This is a genomic window from Collinsella sp. TM04-29 (assembly GCF_003466565.1).
GTDB lineage: Bacteria > Actinomycetota > Coriobacteriia > Coriobacteriales > Coriobacteriaceae > Collinsella.
In genome coordinates this window covers 111498-128445 of the sequence record NZ_QSPW01000001.1, presented here as the reverse complement: position 1 = coordinate 128445, position 16948 = coordinate 111498, and the positions used below count along the sequence as shown (strand labels likewise).

Genomic DNA, 16948 nt, shown 5'->3' with positions numbered 1-16948 from the left:
ACCACTTCTTGGGCGTCGGCAATCATGTCGTCCAACCCTTCCTCAACGTCCTGCGACTTCCTGGGGTGCGTCAGCGCCCAGATTCGATCCTCAAGCTGCGCGATTCGCTCATGGAAAGCGGCCGCAGGTTCATGGTTTCCTCGTGGGCGCACAACGACTACCGAAGCACAGGCTCATCGACTCGCTTTGGTCGGATTCCCACGTCTCCCACGCCGACCATGCCTATATCGTCAACGGAAAGCACACTTCCGTGGTAGAGGTGCTGTTGACGAGCCATGAGCCACAATGACGGGGCCCGAGCACCATAATTAGGCGATCTCGGTGAACGTCGCGGCGGGGGCATCGAACTCGAACTCTACGACACCGCATGAGCCGTAGCGATTTTTCGTGACCGAAGCAATTACAGGCCGTTTTTTGAGCAACATGTTGGCGTTACGCTCTTCGGGCCTGTCGCCCTTGATCGAGAGCGACATGACGATGTCGGCCGAATACTCAAACATGTTGCAGCCCCCTATGGCCTGAAGCCCGGTGGTCTGTTTGTCATAGTTCGTTCGATTAATCGACGATATTGCAAACAGTGGGCAATGTACCTCATCCACAATGCGGCGTAGTTCCGATGCAACGAGCTTGAGACCGACACGCTCGTCGGCAATGCGCAGCTCCTGGGGCAGAGAGACGATTTGCGCGTAATCGACGATAACCAGTGGCGGCTCGCCATATCTATCGGCAACCTCCTCGATTGCCTTCCGCATTCCCGCATTTTTGATTTCACCGGAGATAATGAACATGCGCTCGGCAATACTGCGCGCATAGATATCGACCGACCTGTCAAATTGCTCACGTTTTCCCACGGACATATCGCCACTGTACATGTCCTCATACGTAAGCCCACCGTCGGTAATACGGGTCAGACTCTTCGCGAGCATGCTCGCGCGGGTGAGCTCGCCCTCGAATATTACAACCGGATGGCCTGCAATCGCCCAGCAATCCCCAACTTGATGCATAAAGGTAGTCTTGCCAGTGCCAGGGCCACCCGGCACGATGCACAGATATTGGCGCACGCCGCCGAGAAGAGCATCGAGCACACGGTGCTCAATATGGCCAAGCGGCTTATTGTTAAGAATGTCAAGCGTGGTCTTATCCAGGCCATCGCTCATCGGTTTTACAGACGACACGGCCTGCTCACCTCCAGTTCACGGAGATAGGCAAACAGGCTCGACTCGAGAATAAAAACGCGGCGATGCAACGCAATCGCGTGCCCGCTCTCCTTCATGAGCTTCGATGCAGTGACCGGACTGAGTCCGGTCATTTTGCTCACGTCGGAAATACCGAGAAGGCGTTCGCGCCCCAAGTCGGGGCGAAAAGAAACCGCAGATGATGCCTGTACAGCAACGTACGGTTGGGGTTCTCCAATCATGGTAGAATCCTTTCGGGCTTGCTCGCCCCTCCCCCTTCGTCGCCAAACTTAGTTAGGGAAGGGCGGGCGGCTTTTCAATCAACGACCGAGAATTAAATAACTCCTTTCAGACCAGCTGGTCAGGCTATTACCTAATGCCATTATACTATTTCGCATGGTGATTCGGGATTTTAATCTAATTTCTTTTCTAATTCATTTTCTAACGTCATAGATTTTTACGTCTAACTGAATTACAATCTTATATGGAGATTGGAGTTATCATGGGCCGTTTACCATTATCCGGAAGCAAGATGAAAAAAATAAAGTACGGAACAACTGTTCTGGAAACCACACCCAAGAAAATCGACGAGCTGCGCCGTAAAAACCCTGAATCGATCAGGAGCACCGGCGAGGCGATCGACTATCTGTGCAATTTGCTTACAGGGCTTACGCCCCGATTTGCAAAAGTCCTGGAAGACACTTGTGCCAAGGAGATCCAACTCATCACTAACGAGATGAGAGCCCTTCCCATCGACGGGACAGAAGAGCTGACGTTTAGCACTAAAGAGTTGGAACGTGAACAGTTCCAGCGCCTCTACGACCATCTATCCCTCTACTATAAAGAGGCAGAAGAGCCCCAGGGCATGAAGCGTGTCAATCTTTTGGGCGGTGATTACGCGGTCTTTCCCTCCTCATGGACGCTTCTGGAGCCGGAAGATTGCGCAGAATCGTGCAGCCAGGTCGGAATTATCGAAATTCGCGGCGGAGCAAAGTACGACGCTCCCCATTTTGTCTTCTTCCACAATGGCGACTTTAGCCCAAAGGATAAATTGCAACGCGCAACCAAACTCTGGCCCCGCATGGCCGATGTGATCCGCGACGAGGTCAAACTGGTCACAGATGACGAGGGGCATTACCTAAATAAGGACGAGCACCTTGCTGCTCCCATCATCTGCTATTTCAATCTTCTAGATGCCAGCTACTATCAGTCAATGGAGCTGGAGCCGCCATACGGCGCGATGATCTGCCGAAACAATGCCGCTTAGAAAAAGAGGCCCGATGGGGCCTCTTTTTCTAACCTTTCAGCAGATTGTCCAACGCAGACGCAGCCTTCTGGTCATTGGCCTCGATAAAGTGGCTATAGATGGACAGCGTCGTCGATGGGCTGGCGTGGCCCAGACGCGCTTGGATCGTCTTGATATCCGTATTGGCCCCAACGAGCAGGGTCGCCTGCGTATGCCTCAGTTCATGAGGCTTCAGCCCGCTGTAGCCCGTATAGCGCGTGCGAGCGGCGCCGTCGCTGCCAACGACCTCCCTGCTCTCTTTAAAAGAACCGAAGCCGTTTTTCACTGCAAACAGCCTAAACGCCCTCGAATAGTTATGTCCGTCCATCCGGGTCACAAAGGCCCGTTTGCCGCCGGGGACATCGGCAATCCCAATGGAATGGACAATCGGCGTTTCTCCGGTCTGCCCCACTGCAAATGAATCGAACTCACTCCGCTGAATGGCTTTCCATCTGTCCAAATAGTCGGCAAGCTCATCTCCCACCGAAATCTTGCGCCTACTCATCTTTGATTTAGGCGGCCTCAGCGTCCTATCGTTCGTATATTGCTTCACTATCCTTAAGGTCTTGGCATCGGGGTCATAATCCTCCCACGAGAGGCCCAGGGCCTCCCCTTTCCTCAAACCGCATAGAAGCAGAAGCATTGTGCACGTGATGAAGGAAGATGGCTTCTCTTCCAAAAGGACCGTAAGCAGCCTTGCCGCCTCCTCGGCACTCAGCGCCTTACGAGCCTCGACATTCTGCTTGGGCAGCTTCACTGCCCTGCACGGGTTCTTTCCCACAAGGTCGTTATCGACGGCGTCCTCCATAATCTGTTTAAGCTTGATGTGGATGCGGCGAATTTCACTCTCGCTGAACCGCCCGTCTTTTCTAGCCTTGGCATACACGGCACGAATGTCATCCGATTTAAGCCGATCGAAATTGGGATTGCCGAACAGCTCGCGTATATGGCGGATATCCAATCCTTCACGTTCATAGGCAAGAGGCGACCCCATAGTCGACTCCCTATTTGCATGAAACCTGTCTGCATAATCCGATAAACCCAGAACGTCATTCTCCCGGCTGGAAGCGCCCTCAAGCTCAGCCCTATAGGCCTCTAGCGCCTTGGCAACCTCACTCGGCCAATTTTTCGGGTTCTTGCTCCTGCAATGGACTCTACGCGATGGGCTGCGACGGTACCGGCCCGTATCAGGGTCCTTTCCCAGAGAAAAGTAGATTCGATAGACCCCCTTGGCCTTATCGATGCACTCCGAAGTTCCGCGTGCGGTCTTTTTTATCGATCCCTGAATCATATCCCTCACTAGGTTTTCCATTAGGCTTGATGGCAAAGCTTTAAAGGCTTTGCCATCAAGCCTAATGGAAAGATTTCACACTTTCAAGCGTCGATAAGTGTGAAATTGGTGGGAAATCTAATTCTAATAGCTAGCTCGATATTTGCTATATACATATATTTACGTGCAGTTATTTTAAATTCAGTGAAATTCGCACTATCTGGGTAAAGGTTCAATTCACGTACTCGTAAAGCGGGGGTCACCGGTTCGAGCCCGGTCGCTGGCTCCATTGCACAAGATAGCCGCCTTCGGGCGGCTTTTTTGTTGCCGATTTTGAGTGCGCATGCGCCAACCCAAGCATCACCACGTCGACAGCCCCTCTACTCAAAAACAGAAACCCCGCCACGTTTGATTTGAATCGCGCCCGCCCGAGTTTCCGGGGAGGTGGTCGCTATGTCCGAGTTCCGTCTTATGATCGTCGCTCTTCTTCTGGTGACCATTCTGGCCATTTTGGGCTAGGGTAAAACCCGGCCTTTAAAGACCAAAGCCGTCCTGCCTGGGACGGCTTTGTTTCCTCGATTATCAACTTCATACGGATGGATGCGGGGTTCGATACCCCGGCGGCCTGATCGGCAGGCCGCCGGGAACTCTCACTCCTCGATAAAAGCCGGCGCTCGGTTAGTTTTGCGCATCTTGAAATCGTCAGTTTCGTGGGAGACGTAGAGGATGCCGTCCATCCCATCTCGCGATGCATATGAAAGGTGAACAGAACCGCAATCCGCTCCATCATTGTCGAGAAGATCGAACGAATTCGGATCGCTCGTTGCGGCCAAACGACCATTCAGACAAGAGCCATCGTCATTACAGATTTGCCATTCCATGTCTTCGCCTGCAAGAATCGCCATAGACGTCCTGGTCGCGCCATCGTTGACATACATCCCGTCTATGCCAAAACCGTTTTCAGCGCCATCAATAAACGATTGCTCGGACCTATACTTCGCGAATGATGCGCATAGTGCCATTGCAAGACCGATCACAAGGCCAACGGCCGCTATCTTTGCATAGCTCTTGCCTATCATGTCATCCCTCTTTTCGCTTGCCTAAAGAAATGCGGAAGAAGCTGTTCGTCGCGGCTTGTTTGTACGCCTTTCTGCCCCGGTTCGGTTACTTAGGTTACTTGAGAGATCCTATATATGATTATTACCCATATGCGTAATATGAATTTCGAACATGTCGAAATCAATCAATGGTTGCGGGAGTTTCCAACCTCAGTGAAATGCCGCCCTATACCCACAGAATCAGACGGGCTTGACATGTGCTAATGAACGCTAATGGCACTTGGTCGGCAACGGTCTTGGCCCATCGGCCCCAACAGCGTCTCCTTCTGTCGCGCCGCGGGCCAGGCGCACGGCGGTGGCGCTGTGCCGCGGCAGCTGGACGACCGCGTCGTCGACCGTGGCGATTACGCTCGCGACGACACGCCTCGCTAGCTTTGAACTGTCCTGCCCTAGCGCGCTGCAGTTCAATCAGCTGTTACAGAATCCTGAAAGAAAGGGTCGAACCGAAGTGTCTGGCCGGACGCCAATTGTCCGGGAACTGCTTCTGGTTCGACCCTCTTTTACTTTCGCCCACTCGGTGGACTTCGGGTTTAATGCTTAGGGGCGGGGATTTACCAAAGTGAAAAATTAATGAAAAGAAACCCAGTGCAACAAATGCCATGGCGAGGGCTCGAATTGGCCATATAGATCTAAAATAGTCACGATATACAAATGTCGAGAGACGTTGGGGATAGAGATGAAAAGAACTAAGGGTTTTCTTTTGTTGGTAATGATGCTGCTCGGACTGTTCTGCCTGAGTGGCCCTTCTTGGGCCGAGGCTGCCTGTCCTGAAGGTGAGCCTCAGCAGTCTTATACGGGCAGCCTGCTGATAACTGCTAAGGAGGGCGATGCCGACTCTCAGTCTGGGGTAAATCCCCTTGCCACTTTTGAGGGGGACGGCGGAACGGTCAAGCTTGACCATATTGGTAGCGGGATTTTGAGGTGGCAAGTTCTTCCGGACAAAATTGCGAACGATCCCTTCTCTTTTGCTGGAACGATATATCTATACAAGGTTGTGAGCGGAAAACAAAAATACGTCGATTGCTATCCGACAAACGGGTCTGGAATTGCATTCACCGGCATTTCGGGGCAGATTGATACACATGTACGAAAGGGAACCTATGTGGCGCGTTGGGTTGGAGCTGCTGGAGGCCCGATATGGATTGCGGTCTTGCGCCCCGATGTCCAAATAGGTTTCTCTCTCTAGACGGGAAGTTGCTCATGAACGCCATATATGACGGAGATGACTGGGTCGATCACTATACTTGGCGCCTGGTCGGCTCGAACGACAATGGGGATGTGGTGTTTGATGGACTATGTCCAAAGCATCTCCATCCTTTTGTCTCGTCGTTAATTGAGAGTTCCGCTCGTGTTGCCCCCTACAGCTCGGCATCCCTTCATGATACGGACGTTTTGAAGACCATAAGGGAATCAATTGACGAGGGCACGATGAGCGGCCCGCTGTTTTCTCGGCTTGTGGGGCTAGATGAGATTGGCTCGAAACGACTGCTTGCGGGCGAAAAAGTGGAACTCACTTATCGGTCGATGATTTCAATCCTGCGGCTAGCCGATGTTCTTCGCAAATAAATGATGCTTCCCTATTCAAAAACCGAAAACCCCGCCAAACGTGATTCCCCTAGGGAAAGCACGTTTGGCGGGGTCCTAGCGTGATTTCCCTAGGGGAATCACGCCATCAGACGAACAGCTCAACCGAGCAGTTCGCTACTCCTCCCAGTAAGCATCTGCAAGCAGCTTAAAGCAAATCTTCTTGACCGGCTGTGCGCCATCGCCCGGGAACTCAAGCGTGGGCATGTGGGGCTCGCCGGCAACGAACAGCGCAAACTTGTCGTCAGCAAGATCGCCGGCGATCGAGGCGTCGGAATCGACCAGATCGTAGTCGTCCTTCTCGTCAAATTCCTGGACCAGCGTTAGGCTGCCCGTGGCAACCTTAAAGGCCTCGCGACCCTCGACATCGATCTGCAGGTCGTGATAGCGCTGATGCGTCTCATAGTGAGCCTCGGCCTCGGGACGCGTCGTGGGAGCCATGACGTTCGCATAGACCTTGTCGCCCAGAATCGGATGGCTGCCGACCTCGAGCTGCGCCGGGTCGTTCTCCTCGAGCCAGTCGATCAGCACGTCGAGGCCCTTGAGCATTCCGCGGTACTCCTCGATATCGCCCAATGCACCGTAAATCATCTAAATCCCCTCTCGGATCGCTTCTTTGGCGGCTACTCGGCAAACGCGTTACCGACGCTGTTGCCACCCACATACGCCTCGACCAGGGTAAGGTCGGGATTGAACACGACAAACTCGGCGTCGCGCCCCAGCATAATGCTACCGCACTTGTCGTCGACATGAGCTAGCAAGCAATGCCGGGGCCAACGCCCAGGCTTTTACAGCTCGGTCACGACAACGCCGTTGTAGACCTCGTCCCAACGGTCCATGACCAGATGGCCGGTCATGGGATCCATGGCATTGAGCTTGCCGCAGGTGTTGGCGGTACGCAGCACCGTCTCGTCGTCCGCGCCAGCAGCAATGGCATGCGCGAAGCCAGCGATAGTGGAGTCACCAGAGCCCGTGGCGTTAACGGCAGGGATATCGGGCGTCTTTGCGCGGAACGCACGGCCATTGTGGAAGCCAACGGAGCCGGCAGCGCCCATGGACACGACGACCCAGGGGATATCGGAGAAGCGGGCATCAGAGGCGAGCGCGGCGCGGAGCTCGTCCACATCGTCGGTGGTAAAGCTCGTACCCAAAAGGCCGTTGATCTCGGTCAGGTTAGGCTTGACCAGCTCGGGCTTTATTTCGGACTTAAGGGCGGCCTCGAGCGAAGCACCCGAGGTATCGAGCAGCACCTTGGCACCGGCGTTCTCGGCAATGCCCGTGATCTTGGCATAGTAGTCTGCCTCGACACCACGGGGCAGCGAACCCGAGATGGTGACGACGTCGGCCTTGCTCGCAAGCTCGGTAAACTTGGCGGTAAAGGCATCGAGCTCCTCGGGGGCAATTGTCGGGCCGCTCTCGAGCAGCTCGGTCTGGTTGCCGGCATGAAGGATATTGAGGCAGATGCGGGTCTCGCCCTTGATGGGCACAAAGTCGTTGTTAATACCGTTGGCGTCCATGAGCTCGGCCATGTAAGCGCCCATGTGGCCGCCGAGCAGACCGGTTGCCACGACGTCGTCGCCCAGCTGACCCAGCACACGGGCCACGTTGAGGCCCTTGCCGCCGGCGGTCTTTTCGGGCGTCACACGGTTGACGTCGTCGATAACGAGCTCATCGAGCTGATAGCGCGTATCGACAGACGGGTTCATCGTAACGGTGAGGATCATTTTTAGCTCCTTATCTCGCAGGCTCCTTGTGCCTCGCGATACGAGTCGACAAAACGGAATTACAGAATTTCAATCGTGAACGAGCGAACGACGGTCTCCTTGGGCTTGGCGACAAGGCAGCCGCGCTTATGCTCAAGCACGTCATCCTCATCGGAGCAGGTCGAAAGGCCGCCCCAGGGCTCAACTGCCACAAAATCGCCCTCGGGCTTACTCCACACAATGAGATACGGGAAGCCCTCAAAGCTCAGGCGAACGCCCTTGTCCTCGCCCTTTTTGGAAAGCGTGACCTGTCGGCTCTCGAGCACGTCAAAGATGGTCTCCGCAAAATCGAAGAGCTCGTGCGACAGGGGCAGCGTCTTTCCCACCATGGGGTTCTTGGAGCGGTTTGCCACGTCAATCAATCCAGTCGAGGGAACGGCGGTGCAGAGCTCCGCAGCCTCGTCTTTCTCAAAGCGCAGCTCGTAGTCCGTATAGGCCTCGCCCTCGTCGAGCGGGCACCTAAAGCCGGGGTGTCCACCGATAAAGAACGGCATGTCCTCGGTGCCCTCGTTGGTCACCTCATAGGAGACGCGCACGGTATCCCCCTCAAGCGCATAACGAGCGACAAGCTTAAACGGGTACGGATAATCGCTCAGCAGCGCGGCGTTATCCTCCGAAGCCAGGCACATCGCCAGCTCGTTCTCGCTCTGGCTCAGCAGCTTCCACTCCTGTTTGCGCGCAAACCCGTGGCGAGCGAGCTTCACGTGATGCCCGGCAAACGTCATGGCGCTACCATCACGCAGGCCTCCGCAAATCGGGAAGCAAATCGGTGCCTGGCCGGACCACACGGCGGGATCACCCTGCCACAGGTACTCGCGACCTCCAGCCTCAATCGAGGTAAACGAGCCGCCGGCCGTGGAGACCTTGATAGAAATCGAATCGTTGGAGAGAGCGTATTCCATTGTCCATCCTTTCGAACAACTGCTTTTTGCTCGCAAGAACCCGTCTCGGCCCTGACCAAAGGACAAACCCGCACGTTCATCGATGCGTCCGGTATCCCAGCCATGCAACGGGGTACCATACAGACATTGATGCAATTACAGCTGAAAGGCCTTCTTATGCGAACCATCATCCTTTATGCCTCACGCCACCACGGCAATACGAAAAAGCTCGTGGACGCCATCGTCGAGGCGCACCCCGAAATCGATACCCTCGACGTGAAGTCACTCGGTAAAAACGACTACCCCGACCTGCACGAATACCATCTGATCGGCGTCGCCACGGGCATCTATTACTCCGAAATCGACAAGGACATGGCACGTGTGCTCACGAACGTGCTGCAGCCGCAGGACAAGGTATTTGGCCTTATGACCTATGGTGGCAAAAACAAGTGGTACGGCAAGGATATCGATGGCATCTGCCGCATGAGGCAGGCCATCTTTATGGGTGTCTACGGCTGCCCCGGCTTTGATACGTGGGGGCCGTTCAAGCTCGCCGGCGGCGTCCAGAAGGGACACCCAACTGCCGAAGAGATTAAGGGAGCCGTCGATTTCTTCGACAAAATCGAAGACGAGTATGGCGACATCATCGTCGAAGAGTACGCCAAGCGCGAGAAGCGTCTAGCCTACGAAAAGGAGCATCCTGCAGGAGGCCTGGTGGCCGGCGTTAAGCGCACGGCAAAGAAGATCGCTAACAAGCTGTAACTGTGAAGGTGCTTTTGAGCGTTTAACCCATACGGCGGGTCCGAGCAGATTCGGGCCCGCCGTCTTTTTCTATCGTTACTCGGTAAAGGCGTTGCCGACGCTCTGGCCGCCAACATACGTCTCGACGAGGGTGAGCTCGTGGTCGAACACGACAAAGTCGGCGTCACGACCCGGCATGATACTGCCGCACTTATCCTCGATGCGCGCGGAGCGTGCCGGCACCTCGGTTGCCATGCGAATGGCGATATCGGCGCTGGCGATGCCCCAGTCGACGATGTTCTTGACACCCTGGGCAAGCGTGAGCACCGAGCCGGCAATGCTCTTGCCGTCGGCGAGCCAGCACAGGTTGTCCTTCATGATGACGTCCATGCCACCACTGGTGTAGCTGCCCTCGGGCATGCCGCCGCAACCCAGGCAGTCGGTGATGAGTACCGTGTGCTGCCAGCCCTTGGCCTGCAGCAGCGCCTTGATGGCGGCAGGGTTTACGTGCTTGCCGTCACAGATGATCTCGGCGTAGGTCTCGGACGTGGACATAGCAGCACCCACGACACCGGGCTCACGGTGATGCAGCCCGCGCTGGCCGTTATAGGTATGCGTAAAGCAGCTGGCACCGGCGTTGATGGCGGCGATGCACTCATCGTAGGTGGCGTCGGAGTGACCGATGCTGGTCACCACACCCTTGGCGTTCAGAGCAGCCGCATAAGCAGCGGCACCGTCGCGCTCGGCCGCCATGGCGCTCTTAACGATGCGACCGCCCGCAGCCTCCTGCCACTGATCAAAGACCTCCTCGGAGGGATCGATAAGATAAGCGGGGTTCTGCGCGCCCACGTGCTTCATGGTAAAGAAGGGGCCCTCCAGGTAGATGCCCTGAATGCGAGCACCGCAGAAGTCGGGGCCGCGACCCTCGTCCGCCTGAGCGATGGCGGCGCAGGCGTCCTTGATCTGCTCGACGCCATCGGTGAACGTCGTGGGTAGCCAGCTGGTGGTACCGCGACGGGCGAGCTCAGTCGAGCTGATATCGATACCCTCGGGGTCGTTATCGGTAGTTGAGTGGTTGTAGAAGCCATGGATGTGGGTATCAACCATACCCGGTGCGATCCACGATCCCGTGTAGTCCTTGATCTCGCAAGAGGGCTCGTCGGCCTGCCAGGCGCCAAAGACGCCATCCTCGACCATAAGATAGCCGCCCAGCTGCGGACCTGCCGGCAAGAAGAACTTGTCAGCCTTAATTGCGTACGTGCTCATATGCACTCCTTGCTTCTAAAGCAGTTGACTGTGGTGATGCTTATACCCGGTCCAAGTGAAAACAAAAAGCGCCCGCCCGCCGTTATGAGCGGACGGGCGCCCTTACAGGGGGGGACGCGATTAAGCGGTGAAGGGGTGAATCGTCACGCCCTTAACCACGCGGTTGACCGTGCCGGTGGGGCTCGGCGTATCGGGCGTGTTGCCCACGCGCACGGAGTTGAGCAGGCTGATGGCCTGGGCAAACATCACGAACGGCAGGGCAAGGTAGCCCTCGGGGAGTGCCTCATAGCCCTTAAAGGTGAAGGACTCGCCCTCGTAGACGGTAGCGCCATCCTGCTGAACGGCAACGGTGTGCTGAGCGATCTCGTCGCCACCGATCTCGTTGAGGATGTCGATATCGTACTGACGGGTGTAGGCATCGTTGTTGACGAACACGAACACGAGGGTCTTGTCGTCGACGAAGGACTTGGGTCCGTGACGATAACCCATAGAGGTGTCGTAGGAAGTAGCGACCAGACCGTGAGCGAGCTCGAGGATCTTGAGCTGGCTCTCCTGGGCAAGGCCACCGAAGGAGCCGGAACCCAAGTAGGTCACGCGGTTGAAGTCGCCAGCCAGGTAATCGGCAACCTCGGACTCGCGAGCGATGACCTCCTCGCCCATCTTGGCGATGGTCTCGACCCACTCGGCCTTCTGCTCGTCGGAAGCCTCGTCAAAGATGAGGGTAGAGAGCAGGGTCATGCAGGTGTAGGAACCGGTCATGGCGAAGCCCTTGTCGTTGGCGCGCGGGATGAGCAGCGTCAGCGCATTGGGGTCATCAGCGGACTCGACAGCGAGCTTGCCCTCGGGAGCGCAGGTGATGTTGAGGAACTTGACGTTGTGGACGAGCTCCTTGGCAACGGCGACGGCGGCAAGGCTCTCGGGGCTGTTGCCAGAGCGGGCAAAGGAAACCACGAGCGTGGGATCCTCGGCGCGCAGGAAGTCGCGCGGGGCGCTCACGATATCGGTCGTGGCGATGGGCTTAAAGTCGTAGAGATCAGTGTTGCCAGCGTGACGCAGGTACGGGGCGCAGGTATCGCCAACATAGTCGGACGTACCGGCACCGGTGAAGACAACGGACAGACGGCCCTCGCCCATAGCGCGAGCCTCAGCCAGAAAGGCCTCGATGGCCTCCTTGTTCTCGCGATAGATGTTGAGCGTATCACGCCAAAGCTCGGGCTGCTGAGCAATCTCGGCCGTGGTGATCTGGGCGCCGAGCTCGGTGAGCTCCTCGACACTCTTCTCGAACATTTCTAATACCTCTCTCTAGAAGTAATCCTCTGACGTGCAATTATACACTTCAGTTGGTTATCTGGTAGTAACCAGTTGACTGCAAAGAATCAACACAACGAAACAAGTGCATCATTAATCGTTGCGCTGGTGATAAACCTTGTACTTAAACTGGTCGGCACGAGCAACCGAGAGCGTATACTCCACAACCTCGTTTGACTCGTTATACGTAGTCCTGACCAAATCGAGCACTGGCGAGCCCTCGACGATTCCCAAAAGGTGAGCGTCGGTGGGACGGGCTATGCTCGCATAGAACTCCTCTTCGGCCACGCGTATCTTTTGTTGGAAATCTTGCTCAATCACATCGTAGAGCGGTTTACGCTCCAAGAGCGGACGCTTGAGCGACAAGAACTTACGCACCGGCAGATAGCTGCGCTCGACCATCATGGGCATGTTGTCGGCGGAACGAAGGCGCTTGAGCTTAAAGATACGGTCGCCGATGCGGCACCCCATATGCTCGGCCAGATTCTTATCGGCCTCCATCTCGCAAAAATCGAGAATCGTGGTCTCTGGTTCGCGACCCATCGCACGCATCTGCTCGGTAAAGCTGTAGGACTGCGTAAGATTGGTTACCTTTGCCGAACGGTCGGTCACAAAGGTGCCGCGACCGTGCTGCCGAACCACCAGCCCCAAGCGTTCCAACTCCTGCAGGGCCAGGCGCACTGTGGTGCGCGAGAGACCATAGCGCTCCGATAATTCGCGCTCGGAAGGAATCATGTCACCGGCATGATATTCATGGTCAATCTTTTCGGTCAGAATATCGACCAGCTGATCGTATAGGGGCTGTTTGCGCGCTCCGATCGTCATTCTATCCTCCCTTTTTGCTCGAACTCGGCTAACTACCTTGGGTGTTAAGCATTATCGGTCCGCAACACCCGAATCATTAAGAAAACAAAAGCCGCGCGCTCTTTCGAGCACGCGGCTTTTAACATACACATGGCTTAAGGGGTCGGGGTGTGAGCCGCGTAGGGACACACCCCTCAAGCTAGAGCCTTACCAGATGCTCGGCCAGAGACCAAGCGGGCCAGCGCCCAGGATGCCCAGGACGAAGAGCAGGAGAATGCCCTTGGTCGGGGTCCAGCTGTGCTTAGCGAACATGTAGTAAAGCAGCAGCGTAAGCATAAGCGGGACGAGCTTCGGGACGATGGTGTTGAGGGTGTCGGCAACGGAGAAGTTGACCGGATCCTCGGTGACGGTACCGTAGGTAACGGACGCCATGCCGTTGCCCAGATCGGTGACGCCGCACTCGACAGCGTTGCCGTCGGCATCGGAAGCGGTAAGAGCGTTACCGTCGGCATCGGTCATGGCCATGGTGCCAGCCTCAGCGGTCTCGGTATCAATACCCTCCAGGCCGGTAAAGTTCTCGGCCTCCTCCTCGGAGACGACAACCGTGTGGGCAGCAATGCCGCGGGTGGTGCCGTTGGGGATCTGGAGGTTGATCTGGGTGCCACCCATGGTGACGACCAGGCAACCGACGACGAAGACGCCCATGATGGAAGCGGCACGCGTAAAGGCCTGCATGTTGGCGGTCAGAGCGTCAATAGCGCTGGTGCCAAGCTTGTAGGACCAGTTCATGAGCCAGAAGCGCAGAGCGAACTGGACGACGTTGAAGATCACCAGGAAGATCAGCGGCGCAGCGGCGTTACCGTTGATAGCCATGTTGGAGGTGATGCCGGCCGTGATAGGCACGAGCGTCAGCCAGAACAGGGCGTCACCGATACCACCGAGCGGGCCCATTGCGGCGACGCGGACGGCGCGGATCGTGGGGATGTCAACCTTGTTCTGCTCGAGCGAAAGCACGATACCCATAACAAAGGTGACGAGGAACGGGTGAGTGTTGAAGAACTCCAGGTTGTGGCTCATGGAAGCCGCGAGGTCGTTCTTGTTGGTGTGGATCTTCTCCAGACCGGGGATGATGGAGTAGAGCCAGCCAGCGGCCTGCATACGCTCGTAGTTGAACGAGGCCTGCAGGAAGCAGGAGCGCCAAGCCATCTTGTTGAGGGTCTTCTGGTCGAGCTGCGGAGCAGGAGTGAGATCCTCGTAGTGCTCCGGGATCACATACTCATTAGATGCCATCTTCGAAGTCACCTCCGTCAGAAACAGCTGCACCCTTCAGCTCGGTCTGCTGCTGGAAGTCCCAGAAGGCGATGCCGAAGCCGATGAGAGCGAGGATGAGCAGAGCAGGGGTTGCCAGAGAATCGTTGGCAACGGTGATGAGCGCGAGGCCAAAGCCCATGAGGAAGAAGCCCCACATATCGCGGTTCATCATAACCTTGAGCAGGACGGCGAAGCCGACGAAGCGCATCATGCCGCCTGCAGCGGAGAGACCGGTCTGCAGCCAATCCGGAATGGCGGCGGCGATGGTCGCACCGATGGTGGCGCCAGCGATGAAGAACAGCGTGACGACGATAGCGAAGATCAGGCCGAGCAGGGTCATGGCGAAGTAGTTCAGGCGCTCGATGCCCTTGGTGTCCGCGTTGTGAGCCATGTTATCGGCCGAGGACATAAGCGGGGACATAAGCGTGAAGACCAGGGTAACACCAAGCTGGCCAAGCAGAGCGAACGGAATGGCGAGGCCGACTGCCGCGTTGGGCTCGAGCTTCGTAGCGATAGCGAGAATGGCTGCCATGATGCCGCCGATGACGGCGTTAGGCGGCTGAGCGCCTCCGATCGGCATGTTGCCGATCGTCATGAGCTGATAGGTACCACCCACGAGAAGACCGGTGTTGAGGTCGCCAAGGATAAGACCGATGACGGCGCCGGTGACGATGGGCTGATAGAGAGACTCGAGGAAGTTGAACTGGTCGATTGCCGCGATGAACGTAACAACGAAGACCAGTGCGACCTGAATGATCGAGAATTCCATCTTGCTCCTCCTTTCAAAATGTATGTACGCACTTTTGGTTCACGTACAGAATGTCAGGGTTTCACTCCTGACAACGTGGATCACGAGGATTACGAGAAGAGCTTGCTCGTATCCTCAACAGGCGTGCTCGGAACGCGCCTGATCTCCAACTCCACCCCCAATTCCTGCAGCTCTTTAAACGCAGCGACATCCTCGTCGTTAACTGCGACGGAGGTGGCGACTTGGCGCTTTCCTTCCGACATGTGCATGTTGCCGATGTTTACCTTCTTTATAGGCACACCGCCCTTGACGAGCGTAAGCACGTCTTCCGGTGTTTCGGCCACGATGAAGATCTTCTGGCGCGGGCTCGCCTTGCCAATGACGTCGATGGTCTTCTGCAGGGAGAAGAAACGCGTAGCGACGCCGGCGGGAGCGGCCATCTTCATGAGGTTCTGACGCATGGTGTTGGTCGACACATCGTCGTTGGCGACGAGGATGAGGTTGGAGCCCAGGGTGGAGTTCCACTGGGTTGCGACCTGACCATGAACCAGTCGGTTATCGATGCGGGTAAGAAGAATGTTGGGTTCTGCCATGTTGATCAGCTTCCTTTCGTTGATTGCTGACGACAGTTACTTAATCTCCTGAATCGCGTAACGCGAAACATCTACGACGGCACCGGATCGGACTTTAATCTGGACCTTCTCGCCTTCGATGCCCTTGACGGTTCCGTAGATACCGCCGGCGAAAAGAACCTCCTGACCCGGCTTGAGCTCGGTGTGTAGCTCTTTGAAGTACTTCTGTTTCTTCTTCATGTTGATTTGCGACCAGATGGTGTAAATCAAGCCCATGATGACAAGCAGGCCTAAAAGAGCAACCGAGGAGCTCAGGACGCTGGCTCCGAAATCGGCCATTAGATGCCGTCCTCGTCGCCGAAGATATCCTCATCCTCGGAGCTGGCAACGGATGCGACCGTCTGGGCGGTGACGCCCGTCTGGCCAACGGTCACGGCCTGCTCGCCAAGCTCGGCGAGCGTGGCATTGCCGCGGAGGAACAGAAGCTCAATAACCATGGGAAGGTTAGTGCCGGTCAGAATCTCAACGTTGTCGACATCCTGGGCAATCATCATTGCCTGGTTGAACGGGGTGCCGCCAAGCAGGTCGGTAAAGACGAGCACGCCATCGCACTCCTCGCGCATGGCGGTAATAGCGGCGCGGAGATCCTCACCGTAGGAAGCAGCCTGGTCGCCCTCGAAAGGAACGACGGTAAAAGCGGGTTGGTCGCCGGCAACCATAGCGATAGCGCTTGCAAGGCCGGGTGCGAACTGTCCATGACCGGTAAGAATAAAGCCAACCATTCAAATTTCCCTTCCGAAGGTGTGTACGATCTGAGTCCGATGATGTTCGGAAGCCAGCGGGCGAGTGCCCTTAAAGCTTCTTGGAAAGCGTTCTTTAAAGACCAGTGGTTTCTTAACTGGTAGTAACCACGTGACGTGTTGTTGTCACTATATCACCACAGAAGAGGTTGCTTTCGTTGATTCATACAGTAAAACGTTTTTGCACCGTTCACGGTGAAAAATCGACCGTTTACCGCTCATTAACACTTCTACCTGCGGTTTTGAAACCGTTTCGAAATGATTTGACGAAAGATTGGAACTTTTTTTGTGTCTAAACAACGCAGGGTGGCTAAAAATGGCG

21 protein-coding genes are annotated in these 16948 nt (G+C 56.0%); 5 read left to right on the top strand and 16 right to left on the bottom strand.

The window, feature by feature from the left end:
- Positions 1 to 308: 308 nt before the first annotated feature.
- Entirely contained in the window at positions 309 to 1175 is an 867-nt protein-coding gene (locus DXD39_RS00575; RefSeq protein WP_147347851.1) for a DnaB-like helicase C-terminal domain-containing protein, read from the bottom strand.
- Positions 1163 to 1417: a hypothetical protein gene (locus tag DXD39_RS00570; RefSeq protein WP_117802820.1), complete on the bottom strand. Its 255-nt coding sequence runs from the start codon at positions 1415 to 1417 to the stop codon at positions 1163 to 1165. The genes DXD39_RS00575 and DXD39_RS00570 overlap by 13 nt, the downstream gene beginning before the upstream one ends.
- Positions 1418 to 1659: 242 nt before the next feature.
- On the opposite strand from DXD39_RS00570, the gene DXD39_RS00565 reads away from it, so the two are divergent.
- Positions 1660 to 2442: a hypothetical protein gene (locus DXD39_RS00565; RefSeq protein WP_147348098.1), complete on the top strand. Its 783-nt coding sequence runs from the start codon at positions 1660 to 1662 to the stop codon at positions 2440 to 2442.
- Between the two features lie 28 nt (positions 2443 to 2470).
- Here the strand turns inward: DXD39_RS00565 and xerC are convergent, their stop codons facing one another.
- The gene (gene xerC / locus DXD39_RS00560; protein WP_117802818.1) at positions 2471 to 3772 is read right to left on the bottom strand and encodes a tyrosine recombinase XerC; all 1302 of its coding nucleotides are present in this window, start codon (positions 3770 to 3772) and stop codon (positions 2471 to 2473) included.
- A 608-nt stretch (positions 3773 to 4380) separates the two neighbouring features.
- Complete coding sequence (locus DXD39_RS00555; protein ID WP_117802817.1) at positions 4381 to 4809, bottom strand: hypothetical protein; 429 nt, start codon at positions 4807 to 4809, stop codon at positions 4381 to 4383.
- Between the two features lie 252 nt (positions 4810 to 5061).
- Here DXD39_RS00555 and DXD39_RS10115 point away from each other — a divergent pair, with 252 nt between their 5' ends.
- From DXD39_RS10115 to DXD39_RS00545, 3 genes are all read left to right on the top strand, one after another.
- Positions 5062 to 5220, top strand: coding sequence for a hypothetical protein (locus tag DXD39_RS10115; protein WP_158565369.1), 159 nt, complete (start codon positions 5062 to 5064; stop codon positions 5218 to 5220).
- A gap of 304 nt (positions 5221 to 5524) precedes the next feature.
- On the top strand, positions 5525 to 6034 hold the full coding sequence (locus DXD39_RS00550; RefSeq protein WP_117802816.1) for a hypothetical protein: 510 nt from the start codon (positions 5525 to 5527) through the stop codon (positions 6032 to 6034).
- Positions 6035 to 6048: 14 nt separating this feature from the next.
- The gene (locus tag DXD39_RS00545) at positions 6049 to 6414 is read left to right on the top strand and encodes a hypothetical protein (protein WP_117766459.1); all 366 of its coding nucleotides are present in this window, start codon (positions 6049 to 6051) and stop codon (positions 6412 to 6414) included.
- Between the two features lie 135 nt (positions 6415 to 6549).
- Here the strand turns inward: DXD39_RS00545 and DXD39_RS00540 are convergent, their stop codons facing one another.
- From DXD39_RS00540 to DXD39_RS00525, 4 genes are read right to left on the bottom strand one after another with little or no spacing between them, the layout of a single operon-like run.
- Complete coding sequence (locus tag DXD39_RS00540) at positions 6550 to 7023, bottom strand: YhcH/YjgK/YiaL family protein (protein WP_117743267.1); 474 nt, start codon at positions 7021 to 7023, stop codon at positions 6550 to 6552.
- Positions 7024 to 7055: 32 nt separating this feature from the next.
- Positions 7056 to 7193 carry a hypothetical protein gene (locus DXD39_RS00535; protein ID WP_199412179.1) on the bottom strand — a complete coding sequence of 46 codons (138 nt, stop codon included), beginning with the start codon at positions 7191 to 7193 and terminating at the stop codon, positions 7056 to 7058.
- A 27-nt stretch (positions 7194 to 7220) separates the two neighbouring features.
- Positions 7221 to 8156, bottom strand: a complete 936-nt coding sequence (locus DXD39_RS00530; RefSeq protein WP_117802815.1) for a hexose kinase — start codon at positions 8154 to 8156, stop codon at positions 7221 to 7223.
- A gap of 59 nt (positions 8157 to 8215) precedes the next feature.
- Positions 8216 to 9097 (bottom strand): aldose 1-epimerase family protein, encoded by an 882-nt coding sequence (locus DXD39_RS00525; protein ID WP_117736082.1) that lies wholly within the window; start codon positions 9095 to 9097, stop codon positions 8216 to 8218.
- Between the two features lie 156 nt (positions 9098 to 9253).
- Here DXD39_RS00525 and DXD39_RS00520 point away from each other — a divergent pair, with 156 nt between their 5' ends.
- A complete protein-coding gene (locus tag DXD39_RS00520) occupies positions 9254 to 9838 on the top strand; it encodes a flavodoxin domain-containing protein (protein ID WP_233541065.1) in 585 nt (194 codons plus the stop codon).
- A gap of 75 nt (positions 9839 to 9913) precedes the next feature.
- Here the strand turns inward: DXD39_RS00520 and nagA are convergent, their stop codons facing one another.
- The 8 genes from nagA to DXD39_RS00480 form a co-directional block, all read right to left on the bottom strand.
- Positions 9914 to 11083 (bottom strand): N-acetylglucosamine-6-phosphate deacetylase, encoded by a 1170-nt coding sequence (nagA, locus tag DXD39_RS00515; protein WP_117802813.1) that lies wholly within the window; start codon positions 11081 to 11083, stop codon positions 9914 to 9916.
- Positions 11084 to 11203: 120 nt separating this feature from the next.
- Positions 11204 to 12370, bottom strand: coding sequence for an SIS domain-containing protein (locus DXD39_RS00510; RefSeq protein ID WP_117797507.1), 1167 nt, complete (start codon positions 12368 to 12370; stop codon positions 11204 to 11206).
- Between the two features lie 114 nt (positions 12371 to 12484).
- Positions 12485 to 13216 carry a GntR family transcriptional regulator gene (locus tag DXD39_RS00505; RefSeq protein ID WP_117802812.1) on the bottom strand — a complete coding sequence of 244 codons (732 nt, stop codon included), beginning with the start codon at positions 13214 to 13216 and terminating at the stop codon, positions 12485 to 12487.
- Positions 13217 to 13402: 186 nt separating this feature from the next.
- A complete protein-coding gene (locus DXD39_RS00500) occupies positions 13403 to 14485 on the bottom strand; it encodes a PTS system mannose/fructose/sorbose family transporter subunit IID (RefSeq protein ID WP_117716287.1) in 1083 nt (360 codons plus the stop codon).
- Positions 14475 to 15275 carry a PTS sugar transporter subunit IIC gene (locus DXD39_RS00495; protein WP_117648359.1) on the bottom strand — a complete coding sequence of 267 codons (801 nt, stop codon included), beginning with the start codon at positions 15273 to 15275 and terminating at the stop codon, positions 14475 to 14477. The genes DXD39_RS00500 and DXD39_RS00495 overlap by 11 nt, the downstream gene beginning before the upstream one ends.
- Positions 15276 to 15364: 89 nt before the next feature.
- Positions 15365 to 15847 carry a PTS N-acetylgalactosamine transporter subunit IIB gene (gene agaV / locus DXD39_RS00490; RefSeq protein WP_089572404.1) on the bottom strand — a complete coding sequence of 161 codons (483 nt, stop codon included), beginning with the start codon at positions 15845 to 15847 and terminating at the stop codon, positions 15365 to 15367.
- Between the two features lie 36 nt (positions 15848 to 15883).
- Positions 15884 to 16165, bottom strand: coding sequence for a preprotein translocase subunit YajC (gene yajC, locus DXD39_RS00485; RefSeq protein WP_117583566.1), 282 nt, complete (start codon positions 16163 to 16165; stop codon positions 15884 to 15886).
- The gene (locus tag DXD39_RS00480; protein WP_117802811.1) at positions 16165 to 16608 is read right to left on the bottom strand and encodes a PTS sugar transporter subunit IIA; all 444 of its coding nucleotides are present in this window, start codon (positions 16606 to 16608) and stop codon (positions 16165 to 16167) included. Before DXD39_RS00480 ends, yajC begins: the two co-directional genes overlap by 1 nt.
- Positions 16609 to 16948: the final 340 nt, after the last annotated feature.

Coding starts and splice junctions, on each gene's coding strand:
- DXD39_RS00570 (WP_117802820.1), bottom strand. CDS start 1,417: ATGATTGGAGAACCCCAACCGTACGTTGCTGTACAGGCATCATCTGCG.
- DXD39_RS00565 (WP_147348098.1), top strand. CDS start 1,660: ATGGAGATTGGAGTTATCATGGGCCGTTTACCATTATCCGGAAGCAAG.
- xerC (WP_117802818.1), bottom strand. CDS start 3,772: ATGGAAAACCTAGTGAGGGATATGATTCAGGGATCGATAAAAAAGACC.
- DXD39_RS00555 (WP_117802817.1), bottom strand. CDS start 4,809: ATGATAGGCAAGAGCTATGCAAAGATAGCGGCCGTTGGCCTTGTGATC.
- DXD39_RS10115 (WP_158565369.1), top strand. CDS start 5,062: ATGGCACTTGGTCGGCAACGGTCTTGGCCCATCGGCCCCAACAGCGTC.
- DXD39_RS00550 (WP_117802816.1), top strand. CDS start 5,525: ATGAAAAGAACTAAGGGTTTTCTTTTGTTGGTAATGATGCTGCTCGGA.
- DXD39_RS00545 (WP_117766459.1), top strand. CDS start 6,049: ATGAACGCCATATATGACGGAGATGACTGGGTCGATCACTATACTTGG.
- DXD39_RS00540 (WP_117743267.1), bottom strand. CDS start 7,023: ATGATTTACGGTGCATTGGGCGATATCGAGGAGTACCGCGGAATGCTC.
- DXD39_RS00530 (WP_117802815.1), bottom strand. CDS start 8,156: ATGATCCTCACCGTTACGATGAACCCGTCTGTCGATACGCGCTATCAG.
- DXD39_RS00525 (WP_117736082.1), bottom strand. CDS start 9,097: ATGGAATACGCTCTCTCCAACGATTCGATTTCTATCAAGGTCTCCACG.
- DXD39_RS00520 (WP_233541065.1), top strand. CDS start 9,254: ATGCGAACCATCATCCTTTATGCCTCACGCCACCACGGCAATACGAAA.
- nagA (WP_117802813.1), bottom strand. CDS start 11,083: ATGAGCACGTACGCAATTAAGGCTGACAAGTTCTTCTTGCCGGCAGGT.
- DXD39_RS00510 (WP_117797507.1), bottom strand. CDS start 12,370: ATGTTCGAGAAGAGTGTCGAGGAGCTCACCGAGCTCGGCGCCCAGATC.
- DXD39_RS00505 (WP_117802812.1), bottom strand. CDS start 13,216: ATGACGATCGGAGCGCGCAAACAGCCCCTATACGATCAGCTGGTCGAT.
- DXD39_RS00500 (WP_117716287.1), bottom strand. CDS start 14,485: ATGGCATCTAATGAGTATGTGATCCCGGAGCACTACGAGGATCTCACT.
- DXD39_RS00495 (WP_117648359.1), bottom strand. CDS start 15,275: ATGGAATTCTCGATCATTCAGGTCGCACTGGTCTTCGTTGTTACGTTC.
- agaV (WP_089572404.1), bottom strand. CDS start 15,847: ATGGCAGAACCCAACATTCTTCTTACCCGCATCGATAACCGACTGGTT.
- yajC (WP_117583566.1), bottom strand. CDS start 16,165: ATGGCCGATTTCGGAGCCAGCGTCCTGAGCTCCTCGGTTGCTCTTTTA.
- DXD39_RS00480 (WP_117802811.1), bottom strand. CDS start 16,608: ATGGTTGGCTTTATTCTTACCGGTCATGGACAGTTCGCACCCGGCCTT.